Source organism: Aeribacillus sp. FSL M8-0235, from assembly GCF_038000355.1.
Classification (GTDB): domain Bacteria; phylum Bacillota; class Bacilli; order Bacillales; family Aeribacillaceae; genus Aeribacillus; species Aeribacillus composti.
On record NZ_JBBOBW010000001.1, the window covers coordinates 1,092,969 to 1,108,413 of the forward strand.

Consider the following 15,445-nt stretch of genomic DNA (forward strand, 5'->3'; position numbering starts at 1 on the left):
AGTGACAACCAAAATAAGAAAAATAGACAACGGTTCAATTACAACACCGAAAGGCTTTTATGCAGGCGGCTATGAAGCGCACATCCGCTACACTCATAAAAAAGACATCGGCATCATTTATAGTGACGTTTCAGCAACAGCTGCAGCTGTTTACACACAAAACGTTGTGCAAGCTGCCCCAATTTTTGTGACAAAAGAGAGCATTGCAAAGGAAAACAAAATTCAAGCGGTGATTGTCAACAGCGGCAACGCCAATGCCTGTACGGGCGAAAAAGGTTTAAGCGATGCATACGCAATGCGGAAATGGACGGCTGAAAAGCTTGGAATTGCAGATCATCTTGTGGCTGTCGCTTCAACAGGAGTAATTGGCGAATATTTAAACATGGAAAAAGTCCAAGAGGGGATCAACAATATTGAATATGAACGTTCATCAGCAGGAGCCAAAAGCTTTGCCGAGGCTATTTTGACAACAGATACGTGTGAAAAGACTGCCTGCTATCAATTTGAAATCGAGGGAAAACAGGTGACCATCGGCGGAGCAGCAAAAGGATCGGGGATGATTCATCCCAACATGGCGACAATGCTCGGGTTTTTGACGACAGATGCGAATATCGATGAAAAATCGCTGCAGCAAGCTTTCCGAGAAGTTATCGATGAAACGTTTAATCAAATAACCGTTGACGGCGATACATCAACAAATGATATGGTGCTTGTTTTAGCAAACGGAAAAGCTGAACACTCAATGCTGACGGAAGAGCATCCAGATTGGCCTGTTTTTAAAGAGGCGTTGAGAAAAGTAAGCGAAGATTTAGCAAAGCAAATTGCCAGAGACGGTGAAGGTGCGACAAAATTGATTGAAGTTTCTGTTAATGGGGCTAAATCAAAGCAGGAAGCGAACATCATTGCCAAGACGATTGTCGGATCCTCCCTCGTCAAAACTGCAATATATGGAAAAGATGCGAACTGGGGAAGAATCTTGTGCGCCGCCGGCTACAGCGGAGCGGAATTCGATCCGAATCAAATGGAAGTGTATCTCGGCCATATCTTATTATTTAAAAACGGATTGCCAGTTTCATTTTCGGAACAAGAAGCGATCCAATATTTGGATCAGGAAATCGTAGAAATCAAGGTAATGTTAAATAATGGTGAAGCACAAGGAAAAGCATGGGGATGTGATTTAACATATGAGTATGTCAAAATCAATGCAAGTTACCGGACATGATAAACCGATTGTTGTCATTAAGCTTGGCGGCAGCATGCTGGAACAGCTGTCAGAAAGCTTTTTAGACAGCATAAAAGAACTGTTAACTACGAAACGGGTCATTATCGTCCACGGTGGAGGACCGGACATTAACAATATGTTGACAAAATTAAATGTAAAAAGCGAGTTTTACAACGGCATGCGTAAAACGACAAAAGAAGTGCTTGAAATTGCAGAAATGGTTCTTTCAGGAAAAATTAACAAACAGCTTACGGCTCTGTTGACACAAAAAAATGTGAAAGCGATCGGTCTTTCAGGCACTGATGGTCAGCTAATTGTCTCGTCATTTTTAGATGAAGAAAATCTTGGCTTTGTCGGCAAAGTCGAGCAGATTAATGATGAACTATTGCGTTCGCTGCTAATTCTTGACTATGTTCCAGTCATTGCCCCGATCGGCATAACGGCGGATGGGCAAAAATTAAATATCAACGCAGATCTGGCTGCTAGTGCAATTGCTGAAAAAATAAATGCGGAACAGCTGCTGTTTGTGACGAATGTTCCGGGAATTTTACATGACGGCAAGCTTATTGAAGAAGCGACGGAAACGATGATCGAAAAACTTATTGAACAGAAGGTTATTTACGGCGGGATGATTCCGAAAGTACAGGCGGCTTTAGATGCGCTTTCTGATCAGCTTGAGCATGTGATGATTGTGAGCGGCAACGACCGTATTTTTAAGGAAGGGAAAATGATCGGGACGAAAATTACGAAAAAACGAGAGGTCGTGGTCAAATGAGTTATTTATTTCCAACCTATGCGAAGTGGGATGTGGCGATTGAAAAAGCAGAAGGAAGCTATGCATATGATGCAAACGGAAAAAAATATTTAGATTTTATTTCCGGAATTGCTGTATGCAACCTGGGTCATTGTCCGAAGCAAGTGGTGGATGCCATCGCTGAACAGCTGCAAAAGGTATGGCATACTTCTAATCTTTTTCATATCCCCCTTCAAGAAGAGGTTGCCAAGCAATTGGTGGAGCATTCAAGCGGAGATGCCGTATTTTTTGCAAACAGCGGCGCCGAAGCGAATGAAGCCGCCATTAAACTGGCTAGAAAACATACCGGCAAACATAAAATCATTACATTTTACCAGTCTTTTCACGGCAGAACATTTGCGACTATGACGGCTACTGCTCAAGAAAAAGTACATAAAGGGTTCGGTCCTCTCATTCCTACGTTCGAATATCTTCCTTACAATGACGCAGCTGCGGTGAAAAACATTCATGATGAGGATATAGCTGCTTTTATGCTGGAAGTGGTTCAGGGAGAGGGAGGAGTTATTCCTGCAACGAAGGAATTTTTACAGGCGGTAGAAGAAAAGTGCAGGGAGATCGGCGCATTATTCATCGTCGATGAGGTGCAAACTGGAATCGGACGCACCGGAAAAGCATTCGGCTACCAGCATTACGGCATTTCTCCGGATATTATCACTGTCGCCAAAGGATTGGGAAGCGGATTTCCTGTCGGAGCCATGATCGGAAAACAAGAATTGATCGAAAGTTTTTCACCGGGAACACACGGTTCAACGTTCGGCGGGAATTATTTGGCTATGGCAGCTGCGAAAGCAACTTTGGAAACTGTTTTTCAGCCAAGCTTTTTGCAAAGCGTTCAGGAAAAAGGTCAGCGGCTGTTCGAAGGTCTATCAGAACTCTTGAGAGATGTGCCTACTGTAAAAAAAGTGCGGGGTAAAGGATTGCTGCTTGGAATTGAGCTGGATATTGAGGTCAATAAAGTGCTTGCTTCTTTAAGAGAAGAAGGACTTCTAGCACTTTCAGCTGGATCCAATGTGTTACGGCTTCTTCCTCCGCTCACTGTTTCGAATGAAGAAATTGATTTAGGACTGGGCATTATTGCTTCTGTTTTGAAAAAAGAAAAGATCTTCTCTTCCTAAAAGAGAAGAATTTTCTTGCAAATTGTTGTATAAATATACATCAAAGAGGTGTTCAATATGCAAGGTTATCTTGTATTAGAAGATGGAACAGTTTTTGAAGGCAAGATGGATGAAATCGTGTCTCCTGTTAAAGGAGAACTCGTTTTTTATACAGGAATGACAGGATATCAAGAGGTGTTGACAGATCCTTCCTACAAAGATCAAATCGTCGTTTTTACGTATCCGCTTATTGGCAATTACGGTATCAATGATCAAGATTTTGAAAGCAAAAAGCCGCAGGTGAAAGGGGTCATCCTTTTTCAGCTGACTGAACACTATTCCCATTATAAAGCGAACCGTTCATTAAAAGACTATTTACAAAAATGGAATATTCCTTATTTAACAAATGTTGACACGAGAGCTGTTGTCAAACAAATCCGATCAAAAGGGACATTGCATGCGGTCATTTCAAAAGACAAACAATACGACTCTCAGGATAAGCTCTCCGATTTTCCGATTCGCGACGTTTCTGCAAGCGAAATCGAAACGTTTGGCAATGGTGCGACACACATTGCGCTAATTGATTTTGGATTTAAAAAATCGATTTTGAATTCTTTGCTGAAAAGAGGCTGTAAAGTTTCAGTCGTTCCGTTTCATCAAATGGAAAAAGTGTTTGAAATCAAGCCGCATGGCATCGTGCTGTCGAACGGACCGGGCGATCCAAAGCAAATGAAAAATTATTTTTCTACATTAAACCAATTGATGAAGCAATATCCAACGCTCGGGATTTGTTTAGGGAATCAGCTGATTGCCCTGTCGTTTGGCGGGAATACAACAAAGCTCAGATTCGGGCACCGCGGAGCAAACCATCCGGTAATTGATCAAAAAACAGGAAACGTATTTATTACATCACAAAACCACAGCTATGTGGTGGATAAAAAAAGCTTGGAAAAAACACCTCTTAAATTGCGATATACAAATGTCAATGACGGCTCAGTTGAAGGGCTTGAGCATGAAAAATTGAAAGTCATGTCTGTTCAATTTCATCCGGAAGCCCATCCAGGACCGGAAGATGCTAGTTTTATTTTTGATGAATTTTTAGACACATATGTAGCAGCAGGGAGAGAAAAAGTCTATGCCTAAAGATACATCATTAAACAAAATACTAGTGATCGGTTCAGGTCCGATCATTATCGGCCAAGCGGCGGAATTTGACTATTCTGGGACACAGGGATGCTTGGCGTTAAAAGAAGAAGGATTTGAAGTTGTACTTGTTAACAACAATCCTGCAACGATTATGACCGATACGAAAATTGCCGATGCGGTCTATTCAGAGCCGCTTACGGTGGAAAGCATTGAAAAAATAATTGCAAAAGAACGTCCAGACGGCCTTTTGGCAACATTGGGGGGCCAGACGGCTTTAAATCTAGCTGTGGAGCTTGATCAGGCAGGGATTTTGCAAAAATACGGCTTGAAACTGCTCGGAACCTCGATCGAATCGATTCAAAAAGGGGAGGACCGGGAGCTATTTCGAAAGCTGATGATTGATTTGAACGAGCCGATCCCGGAAAGCAAAATTGTGGAGGATGTTCCGTCCGCCCTTCAATTTGCTGATGAAATTGGCTTTCCGATTATCATTCGTCCGGCTTATACGCTTGGCGGCAAAGGCGGAGGCATCGCCTACAACCGAGAAGAGTTTATTTCCATTGTCACAAATGGACTTAAAATGAGCCCAATCAATCAAGTGCTTGTGGAAAGAAGCATTGCCGGATTTAAGGAAATTGAATATGAAGTGATGCGCGATGCAAAAGGTACTTGTATTACCGTCTGCAATATGGAAAACATTGATCCAGTCGGAATTCATACCGGGGATTCGATCGTTGTTGCCCCATCTCAAACATTAACAGATGAAGAATATCAAATGCTCCGGCAGGCGGCTTTGAAAATTATCGATGCATTAAAGGTAGTCGGGGGTTGCAACATTCAGTTTGCACTTGACCCTGAAAGCAAGCAATATTACGTGATTGAGGTCAACCCTAGGGTAAGTCGCTCTTCCGCACTTGCTTCGAAAGCGACCGGTTACCCAATTGCCAGAATGGCTGCAAAGCTAGCTGTTGGCTACTCATTAGCGGAGCTGAAGAACCCGTTAACGATGTCGACATATGCCAGCTTTGAACCTGCACTTGACTATGTAGTTGTCAAATTTCCGCGCTGGCCGTTTGATAAATTTACAAAAGCAGATCGGAAGCTTGGAACAAAGATGAAAGCAACCGGCGAAGTGATGGCGATCGAACGGACGATGGAAGCCGCTCTGCAAAAAGCTGTGGAATCGTTGGAATTAAATAATATCGGCATTTATTTGCCTAAGCTTGTGAAAGAAGATACGTCAGCTCTTATTAACCGCCTCCAGCATGCAGATGATGAACGCTTTTTCATCTTAATGGAGCTGTTAAGAAGAGGAGTTTCCATAGATGAGCTTCACAGCCAGACAAAAATTGACTATTATTTCTTGCATGTTTTCAACCATCTAATTGAACTTGAAGGAAAAGCGAAAAAAGAAAAGCTGTCTCCAAGCCTTTTAAAAGAACTGAAATTTTTCGGCTTTTCCGACCGTTCGATTTCATATTGGCAAAAGACAGAAGAAAAAGAAATCCGAAAGCTCCGCAAAGAGTGGGGGATTAAAGCCATATTCAAAATGGTTGATACATGTGCCGCAGAATTTGAAGCGAGAACAAATTATTTCTATTCTACGTACGTTTTCGGTGAAAACGAAGCTGTCTCCACAAGCGGAAAGAAGAAGGCGCTTGTCATTGGTTCCGGCCCGATTCGCATCGGACAGGGAGTTGAGTTTGACTACAGTGCTGTTCACTGCATTCAAACATTGCAAAAGCTTGGATATGACTCGATCATGATCAACAATAATCCTGAGACGGTCAGCACTGATTATGAAACAGCGGATCGATTATATTTTGAGCCGTTAACAGTAGAACATATATTGAATGTTGTTGAAAATGAAAACATTGACGTAACGCTCGTCCAATTTGGCGGCCAGACGGCGATCAACTTAGCGGAGAAGCTTGAAAAAGCAGGCGTGAAGCTGCTTGGTACAACTTCTGAGCTTCTGGACATATTGGAGGATCGAGAAAGATTTTATCAGCTATTAGACGAAACGAATATCCCGCACATTCAAGGAGCAATGGCACATACAAAAGAGGAGGCGATATCGGAAGCGAAAAAGCTGCGGTATCCGATCCTGTTAAGACCTTCATATGTTATTGGCGGAAAAGGCATGGTGAAGGTAAAAAATCAAGAAGAGCTACTTTCGTTAGTGGAGCAGACGGACGAAAATCATTTTCCTCTTCTTTTAGATGAATTCCTTTTTGGTCAGGAAGCGGAGGTTGATTTAATAGCTGACGGGAAAAATGTGTTTATTCCGGGATTTATGGAGCATATCGAGCCCGCTGGTGTTCATTCTGGCGATAGTTATGCGATTTTTCCAGCTGTGTCGTTGTCAAAAGAAATAAAAGAAAAAATGACCGACTATGCGGAAAGAATGGTTCAACATTTGCAATATAAAGGCATTATGAACATTCAATTTTTAATTGATGGTCAGGACGTTTATGTGCTGGAAGTGAATCCGCGTGCGAGCCGGACTGTACCGATCGTCAGCAAAGTTGCCGGAGTGCCGTTAGTAGATCTTGCGACAACCATTTTAACCGGAAAAATGTTAACTGACTTACATCCTCAAATAGCAGCCCATGAATATGTGGCCATTAAATATCCGGTATTTTCAACGCACGCCCATTCAGATGTCGATATGAAACTAGGTCCGGAAATGAAATCGACGGGCGAAGGAATGTGTGTCGGCAAATCTGTGGAGGAAGCGATGCGGAAGGTATTCGATCATTTATTTCCAATTCATTCGGACGGTATTTTTGTGGATGGAGATAAGAAAGATGATGTACTCGATTATATAAAACCGGTAACGGATAATTTTGAAAGCTGGCTTGAGAAAAAAGAAGCGGTGCTTTATTATAATCCGGAAGAAAGCGATCAGGCAAAGGCAAGACGACAAAAAGCGCTTGAGCGGGGAATTATGGTATTGACGGAAGAAGCATCATTTCAGACATTTTTAAGTGCACTAACAGTTAGCAAATACACGCCTATTTCTTTACATGAACTGTCAGATAAAGGAGTCGAAATGAGTTTATGAGCACACTTAAAGGTCGTAACGTTTTAAAGCTGCTTGATTTTACATCAGAAGAAATTCAATATTTGCTCGAGGAAGCATTGAAATTAAAGCAAAATCCGCTATCAAACGTCCTTCATGGGAAAACGCTGGCGATGATTTTCGAAAAATCATCCACTCGAACTCGTGTCTCCTTTGAAGTAGGAATGCTGCAATTAGGGGGACATGCGCTTGCTCTTTCTTCAAAAGAGCTTCAGCTCGGGCGCGGTGAGACAATCGCTGATACAGCGAGAGTATTGTCGCGATATGTGGATGCCATTCTTCTCCGCACAACTGACCATAATCGGGTCAAAGAGCTTGCCGAATATGCAACTGTCCCTGTCATCAATGGTTTGTGCGACTTGTACCATCCTTGCCAAGCGTTAGCTGATTTATTGACAATTTATGAGCTGAAAGGCAAATTTTCAGGCGTAAAAGTCGTTTATGTTGGCGACGGCAACAATGTCGCCCACTCCCTTATGGTTGGCTGCGCAAAAGTTGGCGCTCATTTTACGATCGCAGCCCCAGAAGGCTATGAGCCAAATGAAAGCATTTTGAAACAGGCGAAAGAAATTGCTGGCGAAACGGGCGGGAAAGTCGAATTAATTCATAATCCAGACGAAGCGGTTCAGGATGCTGATATTATTTATACGGACGTTTGGGTCAGCATGGGACAGGAAGAAGAAACAGAAGCAAGAATGAAAGCATTTAAACCGTTTCAAGTAAATCAATCCTTGCTGGCAAAAGCAAAACGAGATGTAAGCTTCCTTCACTGCCTGCCGGCTGCGCGCGGTTTGGAAGTGACAGATGAAGTGATGGACGGAAGCCAATCAGCGGTATTTTTGCAGGCCGAAAACCGCCTTCATGCGCAAAAAGCAATTTTAAAAGAAATTATGGCTTAACAAGATCTTTCGTTGATAAAGCAGGATGATCTCCTGCTTTTTTCTTTTGAAACCGGGGCGAAAGGTTTTATTCTACTGCATATATATCCAGACAAAAAAGAACGACAGGTGAGACGATTTTGGGAATGATTGTAAATAATGATTCTCGCAGAAACAGTAAAAAGAGCTTTTGATCCAGCATTCGGTGCTTGAACGCTTAAACGATTTTTTCAAAAGGATGCCATATGCAGTGAGTTCGATTTTGGGCGTTGAGTAAAGTTTCGAAGTACATCACATAATGAAAATTATCAAAGGTGTTTCTGTCTATACATGAAAAATCTTCTGATAGCCAACAATAATGTCCAAGGAGGGATGATTCATGGGTCAAAATCGTCAATTCAGGCCTGGTCAAAAAGCACCTAACAACGGAATCTACATCGAAGTCGGCGAGACCGGATCGATGGTGGTCGATCCCAAAAAGGTTGAACTCAAAGCAGGAGATCGATTCCCCGAAACATCCAACCATAATCGGGTTTGGACCTATAAGCGCAAGCCGTAATATTTCGAACAACGCTAAGCCATTCTGAAAACGAATGGCTTTACTTGATTTATAAAGAAGTTATAATAAAATTAAAGGTCAAAAAAAGTCAAAATAGGGGCGTTTCGGTATGGATGTAAATCAATTCACGGAGAAGCTGCAAAATGGTCTGGTAGAAGCTCAAAAAATCGCAAAAGAACATGAACATCAAGAAGTGGATGAATTTCATATTTTACTTGCTTTTCTGCGGCAGTCTGACGGGATTTTTCCAAGAATTTTAGAAAAACTTAAATGCCCTGTACAACAAATTGAGTCAGCGATCAACGAGTATTTACAAAAAAAGCCGAAAGTATCTATTCACGGAAACGGTGAGGTAAATATTTATATTTCCCGTACTCTTTCAGAAGCTTTTGCAAAAGCGGACGAAATAAGGAAAGATTTTCAAGATGATTATTTATCAGTTGAACATATTATATTGGCATTTTCCGAATCGAGCTCAAAAGAAGTGAGAGAGCTTTTTCAGCAATATCACTTAACAAAAGCTGCCATATTGAAAGTGTTAAAGGAAATAAGGGGGAATGCTCGGGTGACATCACCTAATCCAGAAAGCACTTATGAAGTATTGGAGAAATACGGCCGTGATTTAGTTAAAGAGGTGAAAGAAGGAAAAATTGACCCTGTCATAGGCCGTGATCAAGAAATTCGGCGCGTGATCCGAATTTTATCAAGAAAAACGAAAAACAACCCGGTGTTAATCGGTGAACCAGGGGTTGGAAAAACAGCGATCGTGGAAGGATTAGCCCATCGGATTGTACGAAAAGATGTACCGGAGGGATTAAAAGATAAAACAATATTTGCTTTAGATATGAGCTCGCTCATTGCGGGAGCCAAGTTTCGCGGAGAATTTGAAGAAAGATTAAAAGCCGTTTTGCAAGAAATCAAAAAGAGCGATGGACGGATTATTTTATTTATTGATGAATTGCACACAATAGTCGGGGCCGGCAAAACAGAAGGAGCGATGGATGCCGGCAACATGTTAAAGCCGATGCTTGCGAGAGGTGAGCTGCACTGCATAGGAGCAACGACACTTGATGAACATCGCAAGTATATTGAAAAAGATCCGGCACTTGAGCGGCGTTTTCAACAGGTGCTTGTGAGCGAACCGTCTGTGGAAGACACGATTTCCATTTTACGAGGACTAAAAGAACGGTTTGAAATCCATCATGGAGTCAAAATTCATGATTCGGCGATTGTAGCTGCGAGTGAGCTCTCGCACCGCTATATTACAGAACGCTTCCTGCCTGATAAAGCGATTGATTTAATCGATGAAGCATGCGCGATGATCCGCACGGAAATAGATTCAATGCCGACAGAACTTGATGAAGTGACGAGAAGGATTATGCAGCTTGAAATTGAAGAGGCTGCATTGAAAAAAGAAACGGATGACATCAGCCGAATCAGATTGGAAGAGTTGCAAAAGGAACTTGCAAATTTAAAAGAGAAAGCAAATGAAATGAAGGCGAAATGGCAGCTTGAAGTCGAAGGTATTCAACAGCTCAGAAGCTTGAGGGAAGAGCTGGAAAAAGCACGCAGAGATTTAGCTGATGCTGAAAATGAATACGATTTAAACAAAGCGGCTGAGCTGCGCCATGGAAAAATTCCGGCGCTGGAAAAACAAATCAAACAGCTGGAAGAAGAAATGAAGCAGAAAGAGGAAAACAAGATGCTTCGCGAGGAAGTAACAGAAGAGGAAATTGCCGGTATTGTGTCAAGATGGACTGGCATTCCGGTAGCAAAGCTTGTACAAGGGGAAAGAGAAAAGCTTCTGAAGCTTGAACAAATATTAAAAGAAAGGGTCATCGGGCAAGACGATGCAGTTGAATTAGTATCGGATGCAGTTTTGCGTGCGCGGGCAGGCATAAAAGATCCGAACAGGCCGATCGGCTCCTTCCTCTTTTTAGGTCCGACAGGGGTCGGGAAAACGGAGCTGGCGAAAGCATTGGCAGAAGCGCTTTTTGACAGCGAGGACGAAATAGTCCGCATTGATATGTCGGAGTATATGGAAAAACATTCTGTCTCAAGGCTGATCGGCGCACCTCCGGGTTATGTCGGATATGAAGAAGGAGGACAGCTGACGGAAAAAGTTCGGAGACATCCGTACTCGGTTATATTACTGGACGAAATCGAAAAGGCTCACCCAGAAGTGTTTAACATATTGCTGCAAATGCTTGATGACGGCAGGGTGACCGATTCGAAAGGAAGAACAGTTGATTTTAAAAATACAGTGATCATTATGACATCCAACATCGGTTCTCAGCATTTGCTCTCCGGTTTAAATGATGAGGGGGAAATAACAGACGAAGCGAAAAAGAAAGTTCTTGATGAGCTTTCCATGCATTTCCGGCCAGAATTTTTAAACCGGATTGATGACACGATCTTGTTCAAGCCTTTAACAATGAACGAAGTAAAAGGAATAGTAGAAAAGCTTTTAAAAGAGCTTCAAGCGCGCCTATCCCATAAACAACTTACACTAAAGATTACAGATGAAGCGAAGGAATTCATTGCAAAAAGAGGATTTGATCCTGTATTTGGCGCACGGCCGCTGAAACGGTTTATTCAAAAGCATGTAGAGACAAAACTTGCGAAAGCGGTTATTGCTGGAACCGTTCATGATCGTGACCAAGTTCTGTTAGAGGTAGAAAATGAAGAAATTGTTATAAAAACGGATTTGCATGCTCATGAGAAGAGCGGAGCAGCAAAATTAGAATAGCTATAAATGGATATTAAAACCCTTCTCAATCGAGGAGGGTTCTTTTTTTTGTGCGGACCATGTAGACATAGGAAACTGTGTCTTGGCGGCGGGGAATCTGATTCGGAGACTAAAAACAGGGCGAGATTCCTATCAGGCTAGTTTCATGGGGAGATTGCACAGCTAAGCAAGCCTGATTCTGCCTAAAAGACTAGAAAACTATAATTGGAAAAGTGTAGTGATTTATAAGTTTTTCCGCCAATCTTAGTTGTGCTGACGTATACGTAACAGCTTCATGTAAATTTGCTAGGCTGAAATCTTAATTATACTGACGTATATGTTAACTGGTAAGGGTCTGTCCAAAGACAAATCTCCATTGAAAACAAAAAATCACAGGGGATGTCTTAAGCCCAAAAATGACTTATTAGATTATCCCCTTTTTTTGAATTTGTCTATATTATGGCGTAACAAGTGAGGCTTCGCTGATAGCAGCAGGCATCTAATCGCTGATTTTCGTTTTAAATAAAAAGAAATTGGCAATTCGCCAATTTCGACAAATTCTTAATGTTCTTCTGAAGGTTCAGCCGGAATTAACTCCGCAATTATAAAGAGAAGTACGGTAAAAACAACAGAGATTATAATTGCTGTTGAAAAATGGAATGCAGAGCCTGTCATGGAAGAAACAACATAGCTGGCCATATTGACAAGCAAAAACGTCCAAAAAAATGTTGCGAAATATCTCATTATCTTCACCTCGTTTATTCCTGTCTTTACTTATATTATCATACAACATTTTTCATGAAAACGGTTGTTTCGCGATTTTTTTGCGAGCCTTTTTGACATTTCGTACATACATTATAAAAGGTCATCGATGGAAAGGTGGTGGGCAAATGGAAGGTGTTTCGGAAAGATTTTTTCAAATTGAAAACGAGTGGAATGTCATTCATCTTCCGGAAAAGCCGAACGGATTCGGCATCTTGATCATTGGCGATCGAACCCATTTTGTTGAAAATGGTTCAAGCTACTGGTTGGAGCATTACGGGCGGCGTCAGCTGATCAATACGTTAAAAAGCTGCGGATATACATTGTTTCATTCCAATCTTTACGGACGCCATTGGGGCAGCCCTCACGCCGTTTTGTTGGCAAAACAGCTTTATCATCTTGTCATGAAACAAGAAATTTTAAATAAAAAAATCCATATACTGTCTGAAGGTATAGGAGCACTCGTTGCGCTGCAGTTGATGGAAGAGATGCCAAATTCCATCCGTTCATCGGTGATGATCAATCCTTGTTTGGACATAAAAGCCCAAATAGCGGAAGAGAAAAAGAATAAATTTTTTTACAAACAAATGATAAAAGAACTATCAAAAGCTTACCAATTAGATGAAAAAGCTGTCACCCATTATCCCTTTGTCCGTATACAAGACTTTGTATCAAAAATACCTGTAGGCATCTGGCAGAAAATGAACGGGGGAAGCTATTCCTATAAAATTCATGGAAAAAAATATGAGGAATGGAGAAAGCAGCTGAAAGCTCCAATTCAATTCACATTTTATTTCCAGGAAAATATAAATCGGATCTATGATATGATAAGAAGTTTTTACAAAGAGCATGAAAGAATCTTATAGAAATGGAATTGAGGACTGGGCGAAAATGCTCAATAAGTGAGCAGGCTGCCCCTTTTTGTTTGAAAAGGGCATTGGACTAATCTCTTCTTTTTTCGCATACGATACAATAATAGTTTTTTCATAAAGGAGGTTTTCAAAATGTCAACTGCCTTAAAGCAGTGTAAACATATTTTAATTGTTGGGGTTCATCAATTTGAAGGCTTTCATATATGTTCAAAACTGGTAGAGGAAGGATTACTAGTCGATGGAGTGGTAATCGTTCCTAAAAATCCGTTGCAAAAAAAAATATGCGAAGAAGAAATGATGTGGCTCGGGCGGAACGCACATTTTCATTTATTGGAAGAAGACAGCTGGATAGAGGATGCTTCCAAAAAGCAATATGATTTGATTTATTATTGTCAAACAGATCATCAACCGATAGACGATGAAGCTGAAAAACACCGATTGGAAAAAACGGTCGAAATCGCATCCCTCAAGCAGACTCCGATTATTTTTATATTTTCTCTTGAAGGAGAAAATCCGCAGGAATATAGGGATGAAGAAATTGACAGCTGGATGCAGCAAATAGGACAAAAATGGACTTTCCCTTATTTATTTGTTTATCTTCCAACCGTTTTCGGTCCTTGGCAGCCGCTAGGCCATTGGATTTCGAACAGTTTGTTGGAATGTACAGGCATCAGCCGTTCCAAGACGAATGCGAATGAAAAAATTGTCATTCGCGACATTCTTCATATTGATGAAATAGTTCCGGTGTTAACAGAATTTGACGAAGATTTGTTTGCGAAAAAAACAATTTACTTGATTTCCGACGACAAAGAGCGCATCAAGAAGGTGATGAGCTTTTTTGACATTTTTCATTACATTTACAAGCCTATATCGAAAAGCGAACATCATTTAGTTGTTCCAAAGACGGTCGAAAACATTGAAAAGAGTTTGCAAGAATTAAAAGATTTTTTCCTGCAAAATACACGCAGACTTTATACCTAACTATAAAATTTCTTTACTTCATTGACGGCGTATAGCAAAATAAAAGAGGAATGAAGTGAAACGTGAAAATTTTAGTACTAAATATACATCGTGTTAAAGAGGAAGCTTCCTAGAGAAACGCCTCATAAGCTATATTTCGTGACAATCAAATTGACCGTAAATTCAAAAGATCGTTTTGAACTTAGCTGAGATCGATATGTAATCATTTCGATTATTGAGAAACCTCACCATTTCAATGATGATGCAGTTCACTGGTTTAAAGGAGTTGCTTGGTATGTATAAAAAAATGTTTGTGATCATTTTTATTTTATTATTTCTCGTTGGCTGCGGACAAGCATCAGAAAAAGGAAAACTGAAAAAGGTGGGTTTGCTCGTTCCTGAAACGATTAATGATCAAGTTTGGGGGACAAAAGGGTATAAAGGGCTGTTAAAAATTCAGTCTGAGCTGAATGTAGATGTTTTTTATAAAGAAGGAATGAATTCCGAAGCGGCGGTGAGGGAGGCGGTCGAAGAATTTCACGGAAAGGGAGTTAATTTAATTATCGGGCACGGTCACGAATATGAGGGTTTTTTTAGAGATTTGCTGGATCAATATCCAGATATTCATTTCGTTTTTTTTAATGGTGATGCAAAAGGCCCGAATGCCACAAGTTTAAATTTTGAGGCGCATGCCATGGGCTTTTTCGCAGGAATGGTGGCAGCACATATGACAAAAACAAACGAAATCGGAATTATTGCCGCTTTTGAGTGGCAGCCTGAAGTGGAGGGGTTTTATCAAGGGGCGCAATTTGAAAATCCAAACGTAACCATTCACATTGAATATGTCCAAGGGTTTGATCATGTTGACTTGGCGCTTGAGAAGCTTGATAAGCTTGTCGCAGAAAATGTAGATGTTGTTTATCCGGCAGGCGACAGATACAACGTGCCAGTGATCGAAAAAGTGAAGGAAAAAGGAATATATTCAATTGGCTTTGTTTCAGATCAAAGTGATTTGGGCGAACAAATGGTTTTAACAAGCACAGTACAGCATGTGGATGAGTTGTATTTATTAGTCGCAAAAAAATTTATAAAAGGCGAACTGGAAAGCGGGAATTTATATTTTGATTTTCAAGATGGTGTGATTGATTTAGGGAAGTTCAGCCCTCTAGTAGATAAAGAATTTAAAAATAAAGTTTTAAAATATGTGGAAGAATATAAGAAAACAGGGAAATTGCCTAACGAATAATGCTATGGTGAAATAAATAAAGATTCATCACCACATTTTGTGATTTAACCCAAAAAATAAGGAAAACACTCACGAATTC

Annotated in this window: 12 protein-coding genes; 11 read left to right on the plus strand and 1 reads right to left on the minus strand. The window is 40.9% G+C overall.

Going from position 1 to position 15,445, the window contains the following annotated elements; all coding sequences use genetic code 11:
- The first annotated feature begins 1 nt into the window (after position 1).
- The 8 genes from argJ (at position 2) to clpB (ending at position 11,547) form a co-directional block, all read left to right on the plus strand.
- Positions 2–1,222, plus strand: a complete 1,221-nt coding sequence (argJ, locus tag NSQ71_RS05440) for a bifunctional ornithine acetyltransferase/N-acetylglutamate synthase (RefSeq protein WP_063387020.1) — start codon at positions 2–4, stop codon at positions 1,220–1,222.
- Entirely contained in the window at positions 1,185–1,997 is an 813-nt protein-coding gene (gene argB / locus NSQ71_RS05445; RefSeq protein ID WP_327856678.1) for an acetylglutamate kinase, read from the plus strand. Before argJ ends, argB begins: the two co-directional genes overlap by 38 nt.
- Positions 1,994–3,151 carry an acetylornithine transaminase gene (locus NSQ71_RS05450; protein ID WP_340733233.1) on the plus strand — a complete coding sequence of 386 codons (1,158 nt, stop codon included), beginning with the start codon at positions 1,994–1,996 and terminating at the stop codon, positions 3,149–3,151. The genes argB and NSQ71_RS05450 overlap by 4 nt, the downstream gene beginning before the upstream one ends.
- Before the next feature lie 57 nt (positions 3,152–3,208).
- Positions 3,209–4,273, plus strand: coding sequence for a carbamoyl phosphate synthase small subunit (locus NSQ71_RS05455; RefSeq protein ID WP_063387018.1), 1,065 nt, complete (start codon positions 3,209–3,211; stop codon positions 4,271–4,273).
- Positions 4,266–7,343 (plus strand): carbamoyl phosphate synthase large subunit, encoded by a 3,078-nt coding sequence (locus tag NSQ71_RS05460; RefSeq protein ID WP_340733234.1) that lies wholly within the window; start codon positions 4,266–4,268, stop codon positions 7,341–7,343. Before NSQ71_RS05455 ends, NSQ71_RS05460 begins: the two co-directional genes overlap by 8 nt.
- Positions 7,340–8,260 carry an ornithine carbamoyltransferase gene (argF, locus tag NSQ71_RS05465; RefSeq protein WP_063387016.1) on the plus strand — a complete coding sequence of 307 codons (921 nt, stop codon included), beginning with the start codon at positions 7,340–7,342 and terminating at the stop codon, positions 8,258–8,260. The genes NSQ71_RS05460 and argF overlap by 4 nt, the downstream gene beginning before the upstream one ends.
- 358 nt (positions 8,261–8,618) lie before the next feature.
- The gene (locus NSQ71_RS05470) at positions 8,619–8,798 is read left to right on the plus strand and encodes a YjzC family protein (RefSeq protein ID WP_063387015.1); all 180 of its coding nucleotides are present in this window, start codon (positions 8,619–8,621) and stop codon (positions 8,796–8,798) included.
- A gap of 109 nt (positions 8,799–8,907) precedes the next feature.
- Positions 8,908–11,547 carry an ATP-dependent chaperone ClpB gene (gene clpB, locus NSQ71_RS05475; protein ID WP_340733235.1) on the plus strand — a complete coding sequence of 880 codons (2,640 nt, stop codon included), beginning with the start codon at positions 8,908–8,910 and terminating at the stop codon, positions 11,545–11,547.
- Between the two features lie 540 nt (positions 11,548–12,087).
- Here the strand turns inward: clpB and NSQ71_RS05480 are convergent.
- The gene (locus tag NSQ71_RS05480) at positions 12,088–12,270 is read right to left on the minus strand and encodes a YjzD family protein (RefSeq protein ID WP_340733236.1); all 183 of its coding nucleotides are present in this window, start codon (positions 12,268–12,270) and stop codon (positions 12,088–12,090) included.
- A 146-nt stretch (positions 12,271–12,416) separates the two neighbouring features.
- Here NSQ71_RS05480 and NSQ71_RS05485 point away from each other — a divergent pair, with 146 nt between their 5' ends.
- The 3 genes from NSQ71_RS05485 (at position 12,417) to NSQ71_RS05495 (ending at position 15,366) form a co-directional block, all read left to right on the plus strand.
- Positions 12,417–13,154 (plus strand): hypothetical protein, encoded by a 738-nt coding sequence (locus NSQ71_RS05485; RefSeq protein WP_340733238.1) that lies wholly within the window; start codon positions 12,417–12,419, stop codon positions 13,152–13,154.
- 138 nt (positions 13,155–13,292) lie between these two features.
- Complete coding sequence (locus NSQ71_RS05490) at positions 13,293–14,141, plus strand: hypothetical protein (protein WP_340733239.1); 849 nt, start codon at positions 13,293–13,295, stop codon at positions 14,139–14,141.
- Between the two features lie 274 nt (positions 14,142–14,415).
- Complete coding sequence (locus NSQ71_RS05495; protein WP_066248363.1) at positions 14,416–15,366, plus strand: BMP family ABC transporter substrate-binding protein; 951 nt, start codon at positions 14,416–14,418, stop codon at positions 15,364–15,366.
- Positions 15,367–15,445: the final 79 nt, after the last annotated feature.